Annotated in this window: 14 protein-coding genes; 7 read left to right on the forward strand and 7 right to left on the reverse strand. The window is 69.1% G+C overall.

The features are described 5' to 3' along the window. The first annotated feature begins 217 nt into the window (after positions 1 to 217). From ASC93_RS29005 to ASC93_RS29015, 3 genes are all read left to right on the forward strand, one after another. Entirely contained in the window at positions 218 to 1,639 is a 1,422-nt protein-coding gene (locus ASC93_RS29005) for a glycoside hydrolase family 28 protein (RefSeq protein WP_229412917.1), read from the forward strand. After that, entirely contained in the window at positions 1,636 to 5,475 is a 3,840-nt protein-coding gene (locus ASC93_RS29010; RefSeq protein WP_082548431.1) for a beta-galactosidase, read from the forward strand. The genes ASC93_RS29005 and ASC93_RS29010 overlap by 4 nt, the downstream gene beginning before the upstream one ends. Positions 5,476 to 5,573: 98 nt before the next feature. Further along, positions 5,574 to 7,871 carry a bifunctional diguanylate cyclase/phosphodiesterase gene (locus ASC93_RS29015; protein WP_056451064.1) on the forward strand — a complete coding sequence of 766 codons (2,298 nt, stop codon included), beginning with the start codon at positions 5,574 to 5,576 and terminating at the stop codon, positions 7,869 to 7,871. Positions 7,872 to 8,088: 217 nt separating this feature from the next. Here ASC93_RS29015 and ASC93_RS29020 read toward each other — a convergent pair whose 3' ends face one another. The 7 genes from ASC93_RS29020 to ASC93_RS29050 all read right to left on the reverse strand — a co-directional run bounded on the left by ASC93_RS29020 (position 8,089) and on the right by ASC93_RS29050 (position 15,599). Then, positions 8,089 to 8,565 carry a YbaK/EbsC family protein gene (locus ASC93_RS29020; RefSeq protein WP_056451070.1) on the reverse strand — a complete coding sequence of 159 codons (477 nt, stop codon included), beginning with the start codon at positions 8,563 to 8,565 and terminating at the stop codon, positions 8,089 to 8,091. 44 nt (positions 8,566 to 8,609) lie between these two features. Further along, on the reverse strand, positions 8,610 to 9,962 hold the full coding sequence (locus ASC93_RS29025) for an FGGY-family carbohydrate kinase (RefSeq protein ID WP_082548432.1): 1,353 nt from the start codon (positions 9,960 to 9,962) through the stop codon (positions 8,610 to 8,612). Beyond that, a complete protein-coding gene (locus ASC93_RS29030) occupies positions 9,959 to 10,966 on the reverse strand; it encodes an ABC transporter permease (RefSeq protein WP_056451218.1) in 1,008 nt (335 codons plus the stop codon). Before ASC93_RS29030 ends, ASC93_RS29025 begins: the two co-directional genes overlap by 4 nt. Before the next feature lie 14 nt (positions 10,967 to 10,980). Continuing rightward, entirely contained in the window at positions 10,981 to 11,979 is a 999-nt protein-coding gene (locus ASC93_RS29035; RefSeq protein ID WP_056451073.1) for an ABC transporter permease, read from the reverse strand. After that, positions 11,976 to 13,526, reverse strand: a complete 1,551-nt coding sequence (locus tag ASC93_RS29040) for a sugar ABC transporter ATP-binding protein (protein WP_056451076.1) — start codon at positions 13,524 to 13,526, stop codon at positions 11,976 to 11,978. The genes ASC93_RS29035 and ASC93_RS29040 overlap by 4 nt, the downstream gene beginning before the upstream one ends. A gap of 166 nt (positions 13,527 to 13,692) precedes the next feature. After that, positions 13,693 to 14,700 carry a rhamnose ABC transporter substrate-binding protein gene (gene rhaS / locus ASC93_RS29045; protein WP_056451080.1) on the reverse strand — a complete coding sequence of 336 codons (1,008 nt, stop codon included), beginning with the start codon at positions 14,698 to 14,700 and terminating at the stop codon, positions 13,693 to 13,695. Beyond that, positions 14,697 to 15,599, reverse strand: a complete 903-nt coding sequence (locus tag ASC93_RS29050; protein WP_056451083.1) for a DeoR/GlpR family DNA-binding transcription regulator — start codon at positions 15,597 to 15,599, stop codon at positions 14,697 to 14,699. The genes rhaS and ASC93_RS29050 overlap by 4 nt, the downstream gene beginning before the upstream one ends. A 49-nt stretch (positions 15,600 to 15,648) precedes the next feature. Here ASC93_RS29050 and ASC93_RS32570 point away from each other — a divergent pair, with 49 nt between their 5' ends. The 4 genes from ASC93_RS32570 (at position 15,649) to ASC93_RS29065 (ending at position 22,296) form a co-directional block, all read left to right on the forward strand. After that, entirely contained in the window at positions 15,649 to 15,783 is a 135-nt protein-coding gene (locus ASC93_RS32570) for a hypothetical protein (protein ID WP_267874997.1), read from the forward strand. A 160-nt stretch (positions 15,784 to 15,943) separates the two neighbouring features. Beyond that, on the forward strand, positions 15,944 to 18,052 hold the full coding sequence (locus ASC93_RS29055) for a bifunctional rhamnulose-1-phosphate aldolase/short-chain dehydrogenase (protein ID WP_157202174.1): 2,109 nt from the start codon (positions 15,944 to 15,946) through the stop codon (positions 18,050 to 18,052). A gap of 87 nt (positions 18,053 to 18,139) precedes the next feature. Beyond that, entirely contained in the window at positions 18,140 to 19,435 is a 1,296-nt protein-coding gene (gene rhaI / locus ASC93_RS29060; RefSeq protein WP_056451089.1) for an L-rhamnose catabolism isomerase, read from the forward strand. Positions 19,436 to 19,590: 155 nt separating this feature from the next. Next, on the forward strand, positions 19,591 to 22,296 hold the full coding sequence (locus ASC93_RS29065; RefSeq protein WP_082548433.1) for a glycosyl hydrolase: 2,706 nt from the start codon (positions 19,591 to 19,593) through the stop codon (positions 22,294 to 22,296). The last annotated feature ends 12 nt before the right edge of the window (positions 22,297 to 22,308 follow it).

Here is a 22,308-nt window from a genome sequence, read left to right on the forward strand (position 1 = left end):
CAATGACTCATGACTCGTTCGGTCATATTGACGGGGGCATGGTAGCGCCAAGCTTCGCGGCGCGAATCCATCTTCCGTACCGTTCGCATGAATAATCACGTTGTTGAGTGCTTGCATGGCGAATCGACAACAGCGCACGCACAGGCGGCACAATACGGGCGGCGCGCATGCGTCTGCGCTCATCGCGTGCGCGATGCACAATCAAAGGAGGCAACCGGTGTCCAGTTCCATTTCACGGCGCGCGCTGCTGCGTGCCGGCCTTGCCGTGCCCGTGCTGGCAGGCTGCCAGTCGTTCGGGCAGGTCCCGCGCGCACTCGCGCGCACCGACGTGCGCGTGGCCGCACCGTTCGCGATGCCCGTCATCGCCGTGCCCGATTTCTCGGCTTGTCCGCGCTTTGCCATCGCCGCATTCGGCGCCGCGCAGGACGACCAGGCGAAGACGAGCGCCGCAATCGCGCGCGCCATCGCACAAGCCCACGCGGCCGGCGGGGGCGTCGTCGTCGTGCCGCCGGGGACGTGGCCGACGGGCCCCATCCACCTGAAGAGCCACGTCGCGCTGCACGTGGAGGAGGGCGCGACCCTGCTGTTTTCCGCCGAGCCGCGCGATTACCTGCCGGCCGTGCCCACGAGCTGGGAAGGGCTGGAATGCATGAATTATTCGCCGCTCGTCTATGCGTACGATTGCGAGAACGTGGCCGTGACGGGCCGCGGCACGCTGCGCGCGCGGCTGGACGTGTGGCGCCGGTGGTATGCGCGGCCGAAGGCGCACATGGACGCGCTGGTGGCGCTGTACAACATGGCGTGCCGCGACGGCGTGCCGGTCGAGCGGCGCGACATGACCACGGGCCAGGCCAACCTGCGCCCGCACTTCATCCAGTTCAACCGCTGCCGCCACGTGCTCGTCGAGGACGTCCACATCGTCGACAGCCCGTTCTGGGTGCTGCATCCCTACCTGTGCCGCGACGTCGTCATCCGGCGCGTCGACATCGCCGCCCACGGCCACAACAACGACGGCGTCGATCCCGAGATGAGCCAGAACGTGTTGATCGACGCATGCGTGTTCGACCAGGGCGACGACGCCGTGTCCGTGAAGTCCGGGCGCGACCGCGACGCCTGGCGCATCGGCGTCGCGAGTCGCAACATCGTCATGCGCCGCTGCCGGATCAAGAACGGCCACCAACTGATGGCGATCGGCAGCGAGCTGTCGGGCGGCGTGGAAAACGTGTTCGTCGACGACTGCCACTTCGACCATGCCGATTCCTCCGTCGCCAGCACCATCAACAACCTGCTGTACGTGAAGACCAACGAACGCCGCGGAGGGTTCGTGCGCAACATCCACATGACGAACGTGAGCGCCACGCGCATCAAGGGCGGCGTGCTGGCGGTGGAGACGGACGTGCTGTACCAGTGGAAGACGCTGGTGCCGACACTGGAGCGGCGCCTGACGCCGATCGAAGGCTTGCACGTGGCGGGCATCCGGGTCGACGACGCCGGATTCGTCTGCATGATCAAGGGCGAGGCCGAACTGCCGGTGCGCGACGTCGTGCTGCGCGACGTGGCGGTGCGCACGGTGCGCGGCACGCCCGTGGTGGCGGAGAACGTGGTCGGCTTCGACAACCGCCCGGAGGTGCGCGCATGAACGCGGCCCGTTTCCTCATTGCGCTGCTGGCGGCCGCCATCGGGACCGCGGCGGCGCAGGAGCCCGGTGATCCGCAGGCGTCCGGCGCGGCTGCGCGGGCGAGCGGCGTGCACGATGCGGCCGCCACCGTATGGCTGATGGCCGCTGTCGCGCCGGGCCTGCCGGACCGTTTGAGCGTGTTCCGCTCGGACGACGGCACGCAGTTCGTCACGCAGGCGTCGGAAGCGTATGCGCCGCCGCGCGGCATGCTCCGTGACCCGGCGCTGATCCGCCACGACGGCGCGTACTGGGCCGCATACGCGGGCGGCGCCGGCAATGAGGTCGGGCTGGCCCGTTCGTCCGACCTCAAACACTGGACCTTCGTGCGCGCGGTGCCGCTGCCGGGGCGGGTGCGCGCGCCGCGCTGGCTGCGCACGCGCGACGGCGGCGTGACGCTCGTCGTGGCGCTGGCGCGGGGCGGTGCCGCGGCGCCGTTCCAGCCGTGGCTGGTGGAAGCGGATGCCGCCCTCGCGCACTGGTCAACGCCGCGCCCGCTGGCCGGGCTGCAGGAAGCGTACGAGGACGCAGCCGTGGCCAGCGATGGCGACGGTTACGTGGCGCTCGTGCGGGGCCGCGGCGACGGCGTGCTGGCGCTGGCGCGCGCGCGCGATCCGGCCGGTCCGTGGACCGTGGCGGGCGCCGTCGGCGCGTTCGGGCCGGCCGCCGCGGGCGCGGACCTCGTGCGCCTGCCCGACGGCGGCTGGCGCGCCGTCTGCGCCGACGCGGCGGGCCACGCGTGGCAGGCCGACAGCCATGACGGGCTGCGGACGTGGACGCCGAAGCGGGCCCTGGCCGGTGTCGCGGCGGGCGTCGCCGCGCCGGACCTGCTGGCCGAACGGGCCGCCGACGTGGCGGCCGCCGTGCGCCCGCCGCGCGCGCCGCAACGCGTCGGCTGGGACCCGTACTCCTTGACCATCGGCGGCAAGCGTGTCGTCGTCTGGTCGGGCGAGATCCACCCGTTCCGCCTGCCCGATCCGGCGCAGTGGCGCGACGTGATCCAGAAGATGAAGGCGCTCGGCTTCAACGGCGTGTCGTTCTATTTCGACTGGGCGTATCACTCGCCGGCGCCCGGTGTGTACGATTTTTCCGGCGTGCGCAACGTCGAGCTGGCGCTCGAGATCGCGGAAGAAGAGGGCATGTACGTGATCGCGCGCACGGGACCGTATGTGAATGCGGAGCTGTCCGGCGGCGGCTTCCCCGGCTGGATGTTCCGCAACCGCGCGGAAGCGCGCACGGACGATCCGGCCTATCTCGCGGCCGTGGACGAATGGATGACGCAGATCGACGCCATCGTCGCGCGCCACCAGGTGACGACGGGCGGCGGCACCGTCATCGCCTACCAGATCGAGAATGAGCTGGGCAAGGTGGAGCCCAAGCACGCGCGCCAGATGGCGCACCTGGCCGCGAAGGCGCGCGCCGACGGCATCACGGTCCCGTTGTTCCACAACGCGGCCGGCCGCCTGCCCGACTGGACGCCGGCGCAGTCCAGTGCGCCGTGGGCGAATCCGGGGCCGACCGACCTGTATGCGTTCGACGGCTACCCGGGCGGCAGCTGCGACGTGCATGCGAATCCGGCGGGCCCGAACAAGGCGCCCGACTGGGGCATCTACGCCGCGCCGGGTCCGAAGGCCGGCGCGCTGTCCTCGCCCGGCACGCCGGGCTTCGCGTCCGAAGTGGGCGCCGGCTGGTTCGATTACTGGGGCTCGAACGGCACGTACGGCTGCACGGCCGAACGCCAGGGCAAGGGCTACGAGCGCGTGTTCTACGGCACGAACCTCATCAACCGCATCACGATCCACAACATCTACATGGCGTTCGGCGGCACGTCGTGGGGCTGGCTGCCGGGGCCGATCGTGTACACGTCCTACGATTACGGCGCGCCGATCGCGGAAGACCGCGGGCTGCGTCCCAAGGCGCTGGCGCTGAAGCAGCAGGGGATGTTCGTCCAGGCCGCCGGCGCCGTGCTGGCGCACATGGACAAGGGGCCGGCGATCAGGACCACGTCGGCGCGCGTGCGGCTGTACCACAACGTCGACACGGAGCTGGGCACGCACGTGCTGTTCGCCGTGCACGGCCCGTCCGACCTGGCGACGGACGACGCGTTCTCGTTCGACCTCGAGACGCGCGACGGCCGCTACACGATCGCGTCGCGCCTGAATGGCCAGGATGCCAAGATGCTGCTGGCCGCCTACGACATGGAGCGCCAGCATCTCGTGTATTCCACGTCGGAGCTGCAGGCGCAGATGCGCGACGGGGCGCGCGACATCGTGCTGCTGCAGGGCCGCGGCGGCGAACAGGGTGAAACCGTGCTGCGCTACGCGTCGGCGCCGAAGGTCGAGGTGCTGGAAGGCAGTGTCGGTGCGACGTTCGACGCGGCGCGCGGCGACCTGAAGCTCGCGTATGCGCACACGGGCCTGGCGCGCGTGCGCATCACGGGCGGCGGGCGCGCGCCGCTGCTGCTGCTGATCGCCGACGAGGCGACGTCGCAGCGTTTCTGGACGCAGGACACCCCGGCGGGCCGCGTGCTCGAACTGACGCCCGCGCTCGTGCGCACGGCGCGCATCGACGATGGCGTCCTGCGGCTGACCGGCGACACGGACGCCGCCAGCCCGCTCGAGATCTGGGGGCCGGGCATCGCGGCGGCCACGTTCAACGGCGCGGCGCTCGTGCTCACGCCGCAGCCGGACGGCAGCCTGCGCGCCGGCACGCTGGCGGGGCCGGCGCGCGTGACCGTGCCGGACCTGGGCAAGCTGGCGTGGACGCGGCGCATGGACAGCCCCGAGGCGCAGCCCGGCTTCGACGACCGCGACTGGGTGCAGGCGGACGGCCGTCCGTCGGCGGCGCAGACGTGGACCCAGCCGGAGCGCGGCCAGCCCACGCTGGCGATGAGCGACTACGGCTTCCACCACGGCGACGTGTGGTACCGGGGCCGCTTCGACGCGGCCGATCCGGCCGCGAACCGGCTCGACCTGTTTTATGGCGGCGGCGGCGCGGGCATGCTGCAGGCCTGGGTCGACGGCCGCTTCCTCGGCCAGCACGAACTGGACACCGGCCGCTCGTTCCCGGAGACGACGGACAGTGTGCGCTTCGACCTCGGCAAGCTGGCGCCGGGACCGCACGTCGTCGCCGTCATGGTGCGCAACGATTCGCACAACTGGGACTTGATGGCGGACGATGCGCACCGCGAGGCGCGCGGCCTGATCGCGGCGTCGCTGGCGGCGAAGGGCGGACGCTGGTTCGCGGTGCCGATCCACTGGCGCATCCAGGGCAACCGCGGCGGCGAGGACATCGCCGACCGCATGCGCGGTGCGCTGAACGACGGCGGCTTGTACGGCGAGCGGGCCGGCTGGCACCTGTCCGGCGCGCCGGCGCAGGGATGGACCAAGGCGCACGTCGGCGATGCGCCGCCCGGTCCCGGCACGTACTGGCTGCGCACGCAGGTGAAGCTCGACCTGCCGCGCGGGCACGACGTCCAGCTGGGTCTCGCGTTCGGCGACGCGAGCAGCCCGCGTTCGGACCGCGACAACCGCGCCCTCATCTTCGTCAACGGCTGGAACATGGGGCAGTTCATCGCCAACGTTGGGCCGCAACGGGTGTTCGTGATCCCGCCGGGCATCCTCGACGCGCACGGCGAGAATACGATCGCCCTGGCCGTGACGACGGACGGCAAGCCGGCGAATGCGCTGGAACCGGTGCGGCTCGTCGTCTTGCGCGCGGCACGCGGCGGCGTGGCCGGCGACGCGGGAAGCGGCGAGATATTGAACTATCAGTCACACTCGCGCAACACCTCGAAGTAAAGAAGTGACAGGCCCGGGGCCCGGCCTTTACAATGTTTCCTTACGAGAACATTGGCCGGACCGGATCCTCCTCCGGGTGCGCCGCGAGGAACAGTTTGATGCAAGGCTTCGACGATATCGCACAATGGCGCGCGCGGATCTTCTCGCGGCTGTTGTCGATAGTGCTCGTCCTGGGCACGGTAGCCGCCATCCCCAGCGTGATCGTCGTGTTGCGCCACGGTGTCTGGACCGTGGCCGTGATGGACGCCGTCGCGCTGGCGTGGCTGTTCGTGCTGTGGCGCCTGGAGCGCCTGCCATACACCTTCCGCGTCCTGAACTTCCTCACCATCATCTACATGGTGGCCATCTGCCTGATGCTCAAGGTGGGGCCGGTCAGCCAGAACTACCTGATGGCGCCGCCCGTGCTGGCGGCGATCCTGCTCGGGACCGCGCCGGCGCTGGCGGCGCTGGTCGCCAGCGCGGTGATCCTCGTCCTCGGGATCGGCCACTTCCACTCGGCGCTGGTGGACATGGGCCACGACCCGCTCGTGACGGCGCTGCTCGTGGCGCTCAACTTCACCTGCGTGGGCGCGCTGCTGACGCTCACGTGCGGCACCCTGCTCAAGGGGCTGTCGCGCTCACTGGACGAGGTGCGCGGCTTCGCCAGGTCGCTGGAGACCGGCCAGGACGCGCTGCAGGCGCTGAACGCCGAACTGCGCCTGACGTCGGCCGCGCTGGCGCGCCTGAACGACATGGTGCTGATCGCGCGCGCCGTCGACACGCCCGACCGCGACCAGCCCATCATCTTTTCCAACGAAGCGTTCCAGCGCCGCACGGGTTACACCGACGCCGACATCGTCGGCCGCAGCATGCGCGTGCTGCATGGCGCGGGCACCGATCCGGCGGTCGTGGAACGCATCGTCGAGTCGATGCGCAACGGCCAGGCCGCGACGGCGGAAATGGTCAACTACACCAAGTCCGGCGATCCGTACTGGGTCGAGATGGAATTGATGCCGTTCACCGACGACGCGGGGCGCATCAGCCACTGGGTCGTCGTGGGCCGCGACATCACGGAGCGCCGCCATTCGGCCGACGCCATCCACCGCCTCGCCTACTACGACGTGCTGACGGGCCTGCCGAACCGGCGGCTGATGACGGAGCGGCTCGATGCGCTGGTCGCGGCGGCGAACGCCGGCCGCGGGCTCGGCGCCGTGCTGTACATCGACCTGGACAACTTCAAGCACGTGAACGACGCGCGCGGCCACGCGACGGGCGACGCGCTGCTCAGGCACACCGCGAAGAACCTCGCCAACGTGGTGCGCAAGGGCGACACGGTGGCGCGCCTGGGCGGCGACGAATTCGTCGTGCTGCTCGACGGCCTGGGTACGGATGCTGCCATCGCCACGAACGCCGCGCTGGCCGTGTCGGACAAGATCCGCGCCGCGCTGGCCGACGCCATCACGATCGACGACCAGAGCTACCATTCGACCGCCAGCATCGGCGTGGCGTTGCCCACGCGCCCCGGCCAGTCCGTCGCCGACCTGCTGCGCGACGCGGACCTCGCCATGTACCACGCCAAGGCGGCGGGCCGCAACGGCGTGTCGGTGTTCGAGACGCCCATGCTGGCGGCGGCCGAACGCCAGCTCACGCTGGGCCGCGACCTGTCCGCCGCGCTCGACAACGGCGAGCTGTCCATGCACCTGCAACTGCAGGTCGATTCGGCGGGCCGGCCGGTCGGCGCCGAGATGCTGATGCGCTGGCGCCGCGGCGACGGCACCTTCGTCCCGCCCGACATCTTCATTCCCGTGGCGGAAACGACGGGGCTCATCGTTCCCCTCGGCCTGTGGGTGCTGCGCCAGGCGTGCCAGGCGCGCCTCGCGCTGGAGCGGGCGGGGCATCCGCTGCAGCTGTCCGTCAACGTCAGCCCGCGCCAGTTCCGCCAGCCCGAATTCGTCGCGCAGGTGCAGGCGGCATTCGCCGAATCGGGCGTGGCGCCGCACGCGTTCGTGTTCGAGGTGACGGAGGGCCTGCTCGTCGAGGACTTCGACGTCATCACGGCGAAGATGCGCGAACTGGCGACGTTCGGCATCCGCTTCTCGATCGACGATTTCGGCACCGGCTATTCGAGCCTGGGCTATCTCAAAAAGATGCCGCTGTACGAACTCAAGATCGACAAGAGCTTCATGCGCGACACCCCGCACGACGCCAACGGCACGGCGATCGTGCAGACGATCCTCGCGATGGCCGACCACCTCGGCCTGCGCGTCGTCGCGGAAGGCATCGAGACCGAGGCGCAGGCGCGCTTCCTGGCGGAGAACGGCCGGCCGTGCATGCAGGGTTATCTGTATTGCCGGCCGATGCCGCTGGCGGACCTCATTGCGCGGCTGGAGCGCGACGCGATCGCTGCGCCGTCGTAGATGCTCGCGCGGCGCCCGTGTTCGCGCGGGCACGGGGTGCCCGCCCTACGTGAACGGCAGTAGCCGCCATCGGGACGCGTGCGGTTGGCGGGCACGGTGGATCGATTTCGCAAGGTAATGTCGGATGTCGTAGGGTGGGCACCCCGTGCCCACGACGCGAAATCAGCAAGATAACCTCGGTATGCCGTAGGGTGGGCACCCCGTGCCCACGATGCGCTCAGGTGACGACAGCCGCGTCCTGTGCCACGTCCACCCACTCCGCTTGCGTGAGGACGGCCAGCCGGTCCGGCGTCATGCGCACCGTGGCATCGGGCGCGCCGGCGGCGGGAAACACGACGTCGAACGCGCGCAGCGACACGTCGCAGAACACGCGCAGCGGCCGCGCCAGGCCGAACGGGCAGACGCCGCCGACAGGATGGCCGGTCTCGTGCTCCACCTCGTTCAGGCCCAGCATGCGGGCCTTCTGGCCGAAGCGCTCCTTGTATTTGCGGTTGTCCAGCCGGGCGTCGCCGCGCGCGACGAGCAGCACCACTTCGTCGTCCAGGCGCAGCGACAGCGTCTTGGCGATCTGTCCCGGCGCCACGCCCAGCGCCTCGGCGGCGAGGGCGACGGTCGCGGTGCTGGTGGCGTAGCGCTCGATCGCAATGTCGGGCGCGTGGGTGGCGAAGAAGGCGGTGACGGAGGCGACGCTCATCGTGGATTTTCGTGGCGTGAAATCCGGCCAGTCTACCACCGGCGCTAGGCGAGAGCGGCGCGCCAGCGGGCCCGGTAGGCGGCCAGCCCCGATGGGGCGCGCGCCGCGATCGCCGTGCTGGTGCCGGGCGGCGTGGCGTCGCGGTAGCGCAGCATCCAGCCGCCGCATGTCGTGCCGCTCGCGTCGTCCGAATATGACACAGGCTGTTGCGGCCGCAACGCCGCGAGCAGGGGGCCGAACCACGGGTTCGCCGTGAAACTGCCTTCGACCGCGAGCGGGCCGGTGGCAGCAAGCGCCTCGAGACAGTAATCCGTCATCAGCACGCAGTACAGCGTGGCCAGCGCATAGCGTTCGCGCGCGTCGACCGGCGGCGGACCGTCGATGCTGCCCGCGCGGCCGGCGAACGGGCCGCCCGTCGCCGCGAAGCAGGGCAGCGCCAGCGTGCCCTGCGCGACGAGGCGTTCGATGTCGTCGAAGCCGCACGGCACCGGCGCCGCGCCGGCCAGTTCGCCGAATTCGCGTCCGCCCATGAAGCGCATGCAGGCGACCGGCCGGCCCAGCGCGTTCGTGTTGGCCAGCATGTCGGCCTGTTCGCGCAAGCCGGCAAGCGGTGCGCCGAATGCGGCGGCGATCATCCACGTGCCGGTCGACAGCACGGTGCCCTCGTCGTTGCCGAGGTAGCGCAGCAGCGACGCGTTGCTGTCGTGGATGCCGCACAGGACCTCGCAGTCGGCCGGCAGCCCGGTGGCGGCGGCGATCTCGGGACGGAGCCGGCCCAGCGCCGCATGCGCCGGCGCCAGCGGCGGCATCAACGCGGTCCAGCCCATGCGCTCGACGAGGCTCGAATACGTTTGCCGGCACGGATTCCACAGGTCCGTGTGGCAGCCGAGCGACGTCGCTTCCGACGCGGCCGCGCCGGACAGCCGCCAGGCCCAGTACTGCGGATACATGAGGATGTGGCGCGCGCGCCCGAATTCGGCCGGGAAGCGGGCCTGCAGCCAGGCGAGCTGGCGGCCCAGGTTCAGGCCCGCGGGCAGGCCTGGCGACAATGTCTCGTCATACGGCGGACGGAGCGCCGCGTAGTCCAGGCCCGGCAGCTCCGCCTCGTAGTCGAGCACGGGGAGCACGAGGCCGTCGCCGTCGACCAGCGCGGCCGTCGCGCCGTGCGTGACCGGCACGATGGCCGATACGTGCGCCTGGGTGGCGAAGTCGCGGCACGTGGCCAGCAGCCAGTCCCACAAGCCGTCCGTGTCGTGGCGGGCGTACGGTCCGTCCGTCAGCACGGCGTTCGGCCGGCGCCGTTCGGCGAGGACGGTGCCGTACGCGTCGATCAGCGCCAGCTTGGCGTTCGTCTTGCCGATGTCGAGGACGAGCAGGGCGTCGTTCATGGTGCTCATCGCGCGCGCCGCATGCGCAGCAGCTTCGGCAGCGCGATCGTCACCAGCAGCAGCACGCCGACGACGATGGTCATGTAGATACCGGGGATGTTGGCGAGCGACAGCCCGTACGTGACGGTGCCCATCGTGAGCACCGCGAGCATGACGCCCGCGATCGTGCCGGCGCCGCCGGCGATGGACACGCCGCCGAGGATCACCATCGTGATCACTTCCAGTTCCCAGCCGGTGGCGATGTTCGGGCGCGTGCTGCCGATGCGGCCCGTCAGCAGGAACGCTGCCAGGCCGGCCATCGCGCCCGTCAGCATGAACAGGGCGAGGCGGTAGCGGTCGACGGCGATGCCGGAAAAGCGCGCCGCTTCCGGATTGTTGCCGATGGCGTAGATGCGGCGGCCCCAGCTCGTCGTGTGCAGCAGCACGGCGAACAGCGCGGCGCACACGAGCAGCACGACGAATTCGCGCGGCACGATGCCGAAGAAGTAGCCCTGGCCCCAGTCGGCCATCAGTTGCGGATAGCCGGTGAACGCCTTGTCGCCGAGGACGACGCTGGCCAGGCCGCGGAACAGCGACACGGTGCCGATGGTGACGACGATCGACGGCAGCGCGAAGCGCGTGACGAGCACGCCGTTCAGGAAGCCGCATGCGGTGCCCGTGGCCAGCGCGACGAGTGCCAGGCTTTCCGGCGGAAAGCCGGCGCCTTTCGCGAGACCCATCGCGACCGACGACAGCGCGAGCGTGCCCGCGACGGAGATGTCGATCTCGCGGCAGATGATCAACAGCGCCATCGGCAGCGCGATCAACGCCTTTTCGCTGAAGTTCTGCGTGCCGTCCAGCAGGTTGTACAGGTCGAGGAAGTTCGGCAGCGCGATGCTGTTGGCCACGAAGACGGCAATGAACAGCATCGCCAGCAGGCTTTCCCAGCGCCCGAGGAAGGTTTTCAGGCGCGGCGTTTCGCGGTCGAGGATCGTGTAGCGCGACGTCGGGGCCGGGTTTTTTTCAGTTTGCATCGTGGTGGTGGGGTTCACGCGGCACTCCGGTGGGTTGGGGCGGCGGTGCCGTGCAGCGGCAGGATCTGGCGGCTGCGGCGGCCGGCGCCGCGGGCGTTGATCAGGACGGCGACGAGGATCACGAGGCCGGTGAGGGCGCTCTGCCAGAACGGCGAGACCTGCAGCACCGGCAGCGCGTTGCCGATCACGGTGAGGAACAGGGCGCCCAGCGTGGCGCCGAGCACCGTGCCGACGCCGCCGCCGATCGAGACGCCGCCGATCACGCAGGCGGCGATCACGGTGAATTCGAAGCCGTAGGCGATTTCGGTATAGGCGACGGCGTAGCGCGCGACCCACAGGTAGCCGCACAGGCCCGCCACCGCGCCGGACAGCGCGTACGTCCACAGCAGCCGCTTGTGGGTGGGAATGCCGATGTAGCCGGCGCATTGCGGCGCGTTGCCGATGGCGTACAGGTCGCGCCCGAAGCGGGTGCTGCGGGCCACCCAGGCCAGCGCCGCCAGCGTGGCGGCGGCGATCCACACGAGGTGCGGCAGGCCGAGGAGGCGGTCCAGCGGGAACGCGATGAAGTGCGGCGGCATCTGGTGCGCCGACACCCAGGCGCCGCCCGACAGCACGAACACGGCGCCGCGGTAGACGCTCATCGTGCCGAGCGTGACGACGATCGGCGGCAGTTCCAGCCGGCCGATCAGCCAGCCGTTGACGAGGCCGAGCCCGAGGCCGACGGCGACGGCGGCCAGCATGATCAGCGCGAGCGGCATGCCGGGGTAGTGGGCGCCGAGCATCGCGGCGACCATGCCGGACAGCGCCAGGTTCGATGCGACCGACAGATCGACGCCGCGCGTGACGATGACCAGCATCTGCGTCAGCGCCAGCATCACGAGCAGCGTGCTGTCCGTGACGACGTTGGCCAGCGAGTCGGCGGACAGGAATGCAGGTTCCTTCAGGCCGACGGCCACGACGAGCAGGACGACCATCGCCGCCAGCAGCGGTTCGCGTTGTTTCAGCAGATTCATGCGGCCTCCGTCGCGCGCGTGTTGTCCAGGGCCAGGCCCGATGCGGCGGCGACGACGGATTCCGGCGTTGCCTCGGCGCGCAGGAACTCGCGCTGCACGCGGCCGTGGTGCATGACGACGATGCGGTCCGCCATGCCCAGCACTTCCGGCAGTTCCGACGACACGAGGATCACGGACAGGCCGCGCGCCACGAGCTGGCCGATGAAGCGGTGCACGGCCGCCTTCGAGCCGATGTCGATGCCCTTGGTCGGCTCGTCGAGGATGATCACTTTCGGGTCGGTGGCGAGCCATTTGCCGAGGACGACCTTCTGCTGGTTGCCGCCCGAGAGCTCGGCCACGTGCTGCGTGAGGTGGCTCGCCTTCAGTTCCAGCTGCTCCGCGAAGTGGCGCGCGATCGCGGTCTCCTGCCTGGCGTGGCCGCGCAGGAAAAGCCCGATGCGCGACAGGATCGGCAGCGTGATGTTGTGCTGGATCGGCATGGTCAGGTGCGCGCCATGGTGCTGGCGGTCTTCCGGCACGTAGGCGATGCCCAGGCGGATCGCCTCGGCCGGGGAGCGCGCCGCCACGGGCTTGCCGTCCAGCGTGATGTCGCCGCGCACGCCCGGCGTGAGGCCGAACAGGGCCTGCATCACTTCCGACCGGCCGGCGCCGACCAGGCCGTAGAAACCGAGGATCTCGCCGCGGCGCAGGGTGAAACTGACGCCGTCGAATTCGGTGGGGTGCGACAGGTTCTGCACGACGAGCAGCGGTGCGCCGATCTCGGCTTCGAGCTTCGGATACGCCTGGTGCACGGCGCGGCCCACCATCAGCGCGACCAGTTCCTGTTCCGTGATGTCGGCCAGGCGGCCCTCGGCCACGAACTGGCCGTCGCGCAGCACCGTGTAGCAGTCGGCCACTTCGAAGATCTCGTCGAACTTGTGCGAGATGAAGATGACGGCCGTGCCGGCGGCCTTCAGTTGTTCGATGATGCGATACAGTTCGCGGATCTCGCGCTGCGACAGCGCGGCCGTCGGTTCGTCCATGATGACGACGCGGGCGTCCTGGGCGAGGGCGCGCGCGATCTCGACGAAGTGGCGCTGCGCGACCGACAGGTCTTTCACGCGCGCCTTCACGGGCAGCGCGACTTCCAGGCGCGCGAACAGGGCTTCGGCCTCGCGCTCGATGCGGGCCCAGTCGATGCGGCCGGCGCGCACGGGCTGGCGGCCGACGTAGATATTTTCGGCGACCGACAGTTCGTCGAACATGACGGTTTCCTGGTGCACGGCCGTGATCCCCGCGGCCATCGCTTCCTGCGGGCTCGCGAACGATACGGGACGGCCGTCCAGCGCCATGGTGCCGGCGTCCGGGCGGTAGATGCCCGTGAGGGTCTTCACGAGCGTGGACTTGCCGGCGCCGTTCTCGCCGACCAGGGCCATGCATTCGCCGGCGCGGATCGTGATGTTCACGCCGTTCAGGGCGTGGATGCCGTTGAAGCGCTTGCTGATGCCGGTCAGTTGCAGGACCGGCGGCGCGTGCGATTCCGAGCTTGTGGTGTGGGTGTGTGGCATAAGGTCTTGCTGCAAGTTTGCACATGAGCCGTCGTTCCCGCGCAGGCGGGAATCCAAGTGCACCGGCGCAGCGCTGGCGTACATTGGGTCCCCGCCTCCGCGGGGACGACGGTCCCGGGGTAACACTCAACGACGCGCCGGTGTCGGTCCGGCGACGTCGACAACGTCAGAACAGCTTCGCGAACTTGTCGACGTTCGTCGCGTCGTACGTGTACGGCGGCCCGAGCGCGGCTTCGCGGTTGGCGTCGAGCGTCACGCTGCCCAGGCGGCCCACGGACACGCTGGCGCCCGGTTTCGCTTCGGCCTTGCCCTTCACGAACTGGTCGGCCGCATAGGTGGCCGCATAACCCAGGTCGATCGGGTTCCAGATCGCGAATTCCTTCACGGCGCCGCTCTTCACGTGGCCGGCCATCTCGGACGGCAGGCCGAGGCCCGTCACGTAGACCTTGCCGACGAGGTTCTCGTCGGAGACGGCCTTGCTGGCCGCGACGATGCCCACCGTCGTCGGGGCGATGATCGCCTTGAGGTCAGGATGGCTGCGCAGCAGGCCGATGGCCTCGCGGTAGCTCTTGTCGGACTGGTCGTCCCCGTACACGGTGGCCACCAGCTTGATCTTCGCGTATTCGGGTTTTTGCAGGACCTTCTTCATCACGTCGATCCAGATGTTCTGGTTCGTCGCCTGCGCCGACGCGGACAGGATCGCGATCTCGCCCGCGCCCTTGATCTCGTCGGCCGCCATCTGGATCTGCTTTTCGCCGATCAGTTCAGCATTCGACGGGTTCAGCTGCATCTGCCGGCCCTCGGGCGCGATGCCGCTGTCGAACGAGACGACCTTGATCCCGCGCTGCATCGCCTTCTTCGCGATCGGCACCAGCGCGTTCGGATCGTTGGCGGAGATGACGATGGCGTCGACCTTCTGGCTGATCAGCGAGTTGATGATCTCGATCTGGCCCTCGGCGCTCGGCGTCGTCGGACCGGTATAGATCACTTCCACGTCGCCCAGCTGCTTCGCCGCTTCGTCGGCGCCCGTGTGGGCCGCGTCGAAGAAGCCGTTGCCGAGGTTTTTCACGACCATCGCGATGCGCGTCTTTTCGGGCTTCTTCTGGCCGCAGCCGGCGGTGCCGGCCAGGATGCCGACGGCCGCCAGCGCGACGAACAGGTGTGTTGGCTTCAATGCGCTGCCTCCAGTTGCGAATCCAGCCGCGGGTCGAGCTGCGCGTCCAGATGGAACAGCGCGGCCGACTGCAGGTCGAACTGCGGGTTAAAAAAAGGTGCACCGACGTTCGGCGCCACTTCGTCGGGTTCGACGGTGACGACCTTGACGCCGTATTGTTCGAGCGTCTGGACGGCTTTCTCCGAGACGCCGGTGTCCGTAATGACGGTCGAGACGCGATCGAGGCCGCACAGGATCAGGCCCGCCTTGCGCGCGAACTTGGAACTGTCGGCCAGCACGATCAGTTCCTCGGCCTGGCTGATCAGGCGCTTCTCGGCCTGGATCAGGAGCGGGTCCGCTTCCATCAGTCCGAGCAGCGACAGGCCGTAGACGCTCATGAACATCTTGCCGGCGTAGTGGTGCTGGGTGATGTCGTTGTCGAACGGCGACAGGATCACGTTCTGCTCGCGGTAGACCTTCCCGCCGGGGACGATGATCTCGTTCTCGCTCGACACGAGCAGCCGCTCGGCCATCAGGAACGAATTGGTCAGGATCTTGAGGTGCTTGTCGGCCAGGAATTCGGCCATCATGAACGTCGTCGTGCCGCCGTTGATGATGATCGTTTCGCCCTCGGCGCACATGCCGGCCGCGTGGCGCGCGATGGCCCGCTTGCGCGCCGCATAGCACTGGATGTTGTTCTGGAACGTTTCGCTCGACAGCGGGAACTGCCGTTTCTTCGGCAGCAAATTCTCGGCGCCGCCGCGGGTGCGGGTGAGCAGGTTGCGGGCTGCGAGCCAGCTGATGTCGCGCCGGACCGTTGCCGGTGACGCATTGAGCCATTCGACGAGTTGCTGGACCGTCGCCGTCTGATGCTCGGCGAGCAGTTTCAGCAAACGCTTGCGGCGTTTGTGATTCACCATTTGTCTCCTCCTAATGCCGTCTGTTTTTGTGATGCGGCGGGACAACGTCATGCCGGAAGCCGCGTTGTCTGGGAAAAAGAGTAAAGAGGAGTTGCAGCGGCGTCAATCGTTAAATGATCAACCAATTGATTATTTGGGCGCGGTGTGGCGCTCAAATGCGCGTTTCGATCAACCGGATGATTAAATCGCTCTTGCTCACGATCTTGATCGGTTCTGCGTTGACACTGCTCGGCCCCCTGAATTCTACTGTGCCCGGATGCCGTGACCGTGGATCGCCGCGGCGCAGGTGAAGGAGACGGGATCGCCGCCCTCCGACGACAGATAACGCATATGGAGATTTTTTAATGGGTGCAATGAGCGACACGAAGCAGAAGGAACCGATTACGTCGCGCTGGGACGACCAGCACGCTGCCTCGCTGAGCGAGCCGGAATTGCTGCTGTACCGTTCCAACCTGCTCGGTTCGGACTTGCGCATCACGAATTTTGGCGGCGGCAATACGTCGGCCAAGATCGCGATGACCGATCCGCTCAGCGGCGCGCAGGTCGAGGTGTTGTGGGTGAAAGGGTCGGGCGGTGACCTCGGTTCGATCAAGCTGGACGGCTTTTCGACCCTGTACATGGACAAGCTGCAGGCGCTGAAGGCCCGCTACCGCGGCCTGGATCAGGAGGACGAGATGGTCGGCTACCTGCCGCACTGCACGTTCAACCTGAACCCGCGCGCCGCCTCGATCGACACCCCGCTGCATGCCTACATCGACCGTAAACACGTCGACCACATGCACCCGGACTCGGTGATCGCGATCGCCGCCTGCAAGAACAGCCGCGCGCTGACCGAGAAGATCTTCGAAGGTGAACTGGGCTGGCTGCCGTGGCAGCGTCCCGGCTACGACCTGGGCCTGAAACTGGAAAAACTGTCGCAGGAACAGCCGCAGCTGAAGGGCATCATCCTCGAGGGCCACGGCCTGTTCACCTGGGGCGACACGGCCAAGTCGTGCTACGAGACGACGCTGGCGATGATCAAGCGCGCCGACGAATGGCTGGCCGCGAACGTCAGGCAGCCCGTGTTCGGCGGCCAGGTGGCCGACGCGCTGCCGGCGCAGGAGCGCGCGGCCCTCGTCGCCCGCCTGATGCCCCTGCTGCGCGGGAAGATCAGCCAGCAGGAATACAAGCTCGGTCACTTCGACGATTCCGACGCGGTGCTGGAATTCGTCTGCAGCGCCGACCTCGCGCCGCTGGCCGCGCTGGGCACCTCGTGCCCGGACCACTTCCTGCGCACCAAGATCCGCCCGCTGGTCCTCGATTTCGACCCGGCCGCGCCCGATTTCGATCGCCTGGTGAATGGTCTCGATCAGGCCCTGAGCGATTACCGCGCCGATTACACAGCCTACTACGAGCGCTGCAAGCGCGCGACGTCGCCGAAGGTCCGCGACGCCAATCCGATCATCTACCTGATCCCGGGCGTCGGCATGCTGTCGTTCGCGAAGGACAAGGCGACGGCGCGCATCGCCGGCGAATTCTACGTCAACGCGATCAACGTGATGCGCGGCGCGAACGGCGTCGACGAATACGTCGGCCTGCCGGAACAGGAAGCGTTCGACATCGAATACTGGCTGCTCGAGGAAGCCAAGCTGCAGCGCATGCCCAAGCCGAAGAGCCTCGCGGGCCGCATCGCGCTCGTGACGGGCGGCGCCGGCGGCATCGGCCAGGCCGTGGCGCGCCAGCTGCTGCAGGAAGGCGCGTGCGTGATGCTGACCGATATCGACGCCGAAGCGCTGGAAGGCGCAAGCCAGGATCTCGTGAAGGTCGCCGGCAAGGACAGCGTGGCGACCGTGCAGGCGAATATCACGAGCGAGGACGAGGTGGCCGCGATCCTGGCGGCGAGCTGCTTGCGCTTCGGCGGCGTCGACCTGCTCGTGTCGAACGCCGGCATCGCCTCGGCCGCGCCGCTGGACGAGACGTCGCTGGAAGTCTGGAAGCGCAACCAGGACATCCTCGTCACCGGCTACTTCCTCGTCAGCCGCAACACGTTCCAGATCATGAAGCAGCAAAAGCTGGGCGGCAGCATCGTCTTCGTCGGCAGCAAGAACGGCCTCGTGGCGTCGGCCGGCGCGGCCGCGTACTGCACCGCGAAGGCGGCCGAGATCCACCTGGCCCGCTGCATCGCGCTGGAAGGCGCCGAGCACGGCATCCGCGTCAACGTCGTCAATCCGGACGCCGTCATCCGCGGTTCGCGCATCTGGGACGGCAAGTGGAAGGAAGAGCGCGCGGCCTCGAACAAGATCGGCGCCGACGACGTCGAAGAATTCTACCGCAAGCGCAGCATGCTGAAAAAGAGCGTGTTCCCGGAAGACATCGCGGAAGCCGTGTACTTCTTCGCCAGCGAAAAGTCCGGCAAGAGCACGGGCAACGTGCTGAACGTCGATGCGGGCAACGCGGCAGCGTTCACGCGCTGACCGCTCGCCAGTCCATGCGGGCTGGGTTACTATTTAAAAGATGAGCGGCACCGCCGGACGCGGTGCCGCCGACGACAGGAGACAGGAATGACGACCCTCATCGACGCCGGACTAGTGGCCGAGCACAATGCCAAGGCCGCAGCCCGGCTGCAGGCCGACTATGACGCACTGGGCGGCATGCTGGCGCGCCGCGGCCGCGATATCGAAGAACTGACGGCGCTCGCGCAGCGCTTCGCCGTGGCCGTGCCCAGCTGGGGCGTGGGCACGGGCGGCACCCGCTTCGCGCGCTTCCCGGGCCGCGGCGAACCGCGCAACGTGTTCGAAAAGCTGGACGACTGCGGCGTGATCAACCAGCTCACGCGCGCCACCCCAAGCGTGTCGCCGCACTTCCCGTGGGACAAACCGACCGACGCGAAAGAGCTGCGCCAGCACGCGGATGCGCTGGGACTGGCGTTCGATGCCGTCAACTCGAACACCTTCCAGGACCAGCAGGGCCAGGAACACACGTATAAATACGGCAGCCTCACGGCGCTGAACGCCGCGACGCGCGCGCAGGCCGTCGCGCACAACATCGACTGCATCGAACTGGGACGCGAGCTCGGGTCGAAGGCGCTGACCGTGTGGGTCGGCGACGGCGCCAACTTCCCCGGCCAGAGCAATCTGCGCGGCGCGCTGGAGCGCTACCTGGAAAGCATGCGCGGCATCTACGCCGCGCTGCCGGACGACTGGAACGTCTTCATCGAGCACAAGCTGTTCGAGCCGGCGTTCTACGCGACCACGATCGCCGACTGGGGCACCAGCTTCGCCTGCGCCACCGCGCTCGGCCCGAAGGCGAAATGCCTCGTCGACCTCGGCCACCACGCGCCGAACACGAACATCGAGATGATCGTCGCGCGCCTCGCGCAGTTCGGCAAGCTGGGCGGCTTCCACTTCAACGACAGCAAATACGGCGACGACGACCTGGATTCCGGCTCCATCAACCCGTTCCAGCTGTTCCTGGTCTTCAACGAGCTGGCCGACGCCGCCCTGCGCGAAGGCCCGACGTTCGCGCCGGCGTACATGCTGGACCAGTCGCACAACGTGACGGACCCCGTCGAGAGCCTGATGAACAGCGCGGTGGAAGTGCAGCGCGCCTACGTGCAGGCCGCGCTCGTGGACCGCGCCGAGCTGGCCGCGCTGCAGGAGTCCAACGACGTGCTGCTGTCGGCGCAGGCGCTGAAGACGGCGTACCGCACCGACGTATCGGCCATCCTCGCGATGGCGCGCGTGCGCGCGGGCGGCGCGGCCGACCCGGTGGCGTGCTACCGCGCGAGCGGCTACCGCGACCGCGTGGCCGGCGCGCGTCCGGCGAAGGCGGGGGCGAGCGGCAGCGGGATCGTGTAAAGCCGAGGTAGAAGAGCGTCGTTCCCGCGCAGGCGGGAACCTGAGTTTTGCGTGAACGCACACAGACTTGGGCCCCCGCCTGCGCGGGGGCGACGGTTTTATGCAAGCGCCAGCAGCGCTGGCGCGTTTCGCCCACTCGCCCCAGGAGTCCCCGCATGAGCCAGCGCTCCCCGCGCATCGCTTTACTGGCGGCCGCGCTGTCGTGCGCCTTCGCCGCGCACGCCGCCGGTCCGTCGGCCGCCTTCGCCGACGTCGCCGCACACCTCCAGGCGCCGCCGCCCGACGCCCGTCCCATGATGCGCTGGTGGTGGTTCGGCCCCGCCGTCGCCAAACCCGAGCTGGAACGCGAGATCCTCGCGATGAAGGCCGGCGGCATCGGCGGCTTCGAGATCCAGCCCGTGTATCCGATGGAACTGGACGATGCCGCGCGCGGCATCCATAACGTCCCGTACCTGTCTCCCGAATTCCTCGACGCCGTCGGCTTCGCCAACCGCACGGGCCGCGCCAACGGCCTGCGCGTCGATATGACGCTGGCCAGCGGCTGGCCGTACGGCGGGCCGCACGTCACGGTCGACGAGGCCGCGGCGCGGCTGCGCCAGGCCGTCGTCGACGTGCCGGCCGGCGCCTCCAGCTTCGCGCTGCCGGCCGTCATGAGCGGCGAAAAGCTCGTCGCGACCTTCATCGGCGCCGACGTCGACCCGGCGGCGTTGCGGCCGCTTTCTGCCACGGCCGGGGCCGACGGCCGCGCGCCGGTCGCGCCGGCGAACGGTCCGCGGAAGGTCGTCGCCTACATCGCCAGCCGCACGGGCCAGCAGGTCAAGCGCGCGGCGCTGGGCGCGGAAGGCTTCGTGCTCGACCACCTGAGCCGCAAGGCCATCGACCATCATCTCGCCACCGTCGCCGAGCCGCTGATGAAAGCGTTCGGCGACGCGCCGCCGTATGCCGTGTTCTCGGACAGCCTGGAAGTCTACAGCACCGACTGGACGGACGATTTCGTGGCCGAATTCAGGAAGCGGCGCGGCTACGACATCGTGCCGCACCTGCCGGCCGTGTTCACGGGCCAGGGGCCGGATGCGGCGGCCGTGCGCCACGACTGGGCGCTGACGCAGACGGAGCTCGTGGAGGAGCGTTATCTGATGCCGATCGACGCCTGGGCGAAACGGCACGGCACGCGGTTCCGCTCGCAGACGTACGGCGAGCCGGCCGTCTCGCTGTCCAGCAACCGCCTCGTCGCGCTGCCGGAAGGCGAGGGGCCGCAGTTCCGCGAATTCTCGTTCACGCGCCTCGCGACGTCGGCCGGCCACCTGTACGGCCGTCCCGTGATCTCGGCCGAGACGTGGACGTGGCTGCACTCGCCCGCATTCGCCGCGACGCCGCTGGACATGAAGGCGGAAGCGGACCGCATGCTGCTCGAAGGCGTGAACCAGTTCGTGGGCCACGGCTGGCCGTACACGCCGCCGGGCACGCTCGAACCGGGCTACGCGTTCTATGCGGCCGCCGTGTTCAACGACCACAACCCGTGGTGGAACGTGATGCCGGACGTGACGGGCTATCTGACGCGCATGAGCTGGCTGATGCGCCAGGGCGAGCCCGCGAACCAGGTCGCCGTGCTGCTGCCGAACGATGACGTGTACGCGGCCCTCGTGCCGGGCAAGGTGTCGCTGTCGGCGGAGATGCACAAATACGTGACGCCGGCGCTCACCGCGCAGATCCTCGACGCGGGCCAGAACCTCGACTACATCGACGCGCAGGCGATCCTCGCGCTCGGTGTCAGACATCCCGTGCTCGTGATGCCGCACGTGACGCGGCTCGCGCCCGACGTGATCGACAGGCTGGCGGATTACGTGCGCGGCGGCGGGAAGATCGTCGCCGTGGGCGGCGCGCCGGCGCTGGCGCCAGGATATCGGGATGCGGCGCGCATCTCGGCAAGCGTGGCGGCGAAGGCCAAGGCGCTGTTCGCGAGCCCGAACGTGCGCGTGGTGGCGGACGACAACGCCGTCGGCGCCGCGCTGCAGGCCGTGCTGGTGCCGGACATGAAGCTCTCCGCGCAAGCTTCCGACGTCGGCTTCGTGCGGCGCCGGCTGCGCGACGCGGACGTGTATTTCATCGCCAACACGAGCAACCGCCCCGTGCATGCGGAGGCGAGTTTCGCGGCCGTGCGCAAGGCGGCCGCGTGGATCGATCCGGACAGCGGCCGCATGACGGCCGCCACGCTGCCGGCGCGGCTCGACCTGGCGCCGTACGAATCGCGCGTGCTCGTGCTGGCCGATGCGCTGCCGGCCGCGCCGGCGCCCGCGCCCGTCGCGGCCACGACCGAGATGGCCGACCTCGGGCACGGCTGGAACCTGAAGTTTCCGGGCAGGGCGCAGGCCGTGCGGCTGGACGCGCTGCGTTCGTGGACGGACATTGATGCGACCCGCTATTTCTCGGGCGTCGCCACGTACGACAAGGAGGTCGAGCTCACGGCCGCGCAACTGAAGTCGCGCCGCATCGTGCTCGACTTCGGCCCCGGCACGCCGCTCGCGTCGACGCCGAAAGTCCCGGCCGGGATGCGCGCGATGTACGAGAGCCCCGTGCGCGAAGCGGCCCAGGTGGTCGTGAACGGGCGCCGCGCGGGCGCCGTCTGGCATCCGCCCTATGCCCTCGACGTCACGGCATTCCTGCGGCCGGGCCGCAACCGCATCGAGGTCCAGGTGGGCAATCTCGCGCTGAACGCGCTGGCGGGCCACGCGCTGCCGGACTACCGGCTGCTGTGGGCGCGCTACGGCCAGCGCTTCGTCCCGCAGGACACGGCGCTGATCGCGCCGCAGCCGGCGGGCCTGCTGGGCCCCGTCAGGCTGCTGGGCGAGGGCGGGCAATGATCACTATGCAGA

The sequence above is a fragment of the Massilia sp. Root335 genome, assembly GCF_001425685.1.
Classification (GTDB): domain Bacteria; phylum Pseudomonadota; class Gammaproteobacteria; order Burkholderiales; family Burkholderiaceae_D; genus Telluria; species Telluria luteola.

Excerpts from the sequence above, each read along its gene's own strand:
- ASC93_RS29010 (WP_082548431.1), top strand. The coding sequence starts at position 1,636 with ATGAACGCGGCCCGTTTCCTCATTGCGCTGCTGGCGGCCGCCATCGGG.
- ASC93_RS29015 (WP_056451064.1), top strand. The coding sequence starts at position 5,574 with ATGCAAGGCTTCGACGATATCGCACAATGGCGCGCGCGGATCTTCTCG.
- rhaI (WP_056451089.1), top strand. The coding sequence starts at position 18,140 with ATGACGACCCTCATCGACGCCGGACTAGTGGCCGAGCACAATGCCAAG.
- ASC93_RS32570 (WP_267874997.1), top strand. The coding sequence starts at position 15,649 with ATGCCGGAAGCCGCGTTGTCTGGGAAAAAGAGTAAAGAGGAGTTGCAG.
- ASC93_RS29025 (WP_082548432.1), bottom strand. The coding sequence starts at position 9,962 with ATGAGCACCATGAACGACGCCCTGCTCGTCCTCGACATCGGCAAGACG.
- ASC93_RS29065 (WP_082548433.1), top strand. The coding sequence starts at position 19,591 with ATGAGCCAGCGCTCCCCGCGCATCGCTTTACTGGCGGCCGCGCTGTCG.
- ASC93_RS29040 (WP_056451076.1), bottom strand. The coding sequence starts at position 13,526 with ATGCCACACACCCACACCACAAGCTCGGAATCGCACGCGCCGCCGGTC.
- ASC93_RS29050 (WP_056451083.1), bottom strand. The coding sequence starts at position 15,599 with ATGGTGAATCACAAACGCCGCAAGCGTTTGCTGAAACTGCTCGCCGAG.
- ASC93_RS29030 (WP_056451218.1), bottom strand. The coding sequence starts at position 10,966 with ATGCAAACTGAAAAAAACCCGGCCCCGACGTCGCGCTACACGATCCTC.
- ASC93_RS29055 (WP_157202174.1), top strand. The coding sequence starts at position 15,944 with ATGGGTGCAATGAGCGACACGAAGCAGAAGGAACCGATTACGTCGCGC.
- ASC93_RS29035 (WP_056451073.1), bottom strand. The coding sequence starts at position 11,979 with ATGAATCTGCTGAAACAACGCGAACCGCTGCTGGCGGCGATGGTCGTC.
- ASC93_RS29020 (WP_056451070.1), bottom strand. The coding sequence starts at position 8,565 with ATGAGCGTCGCCTCCGTCACCGCCTTCTTCGCCACCCACGCGCCCGAC.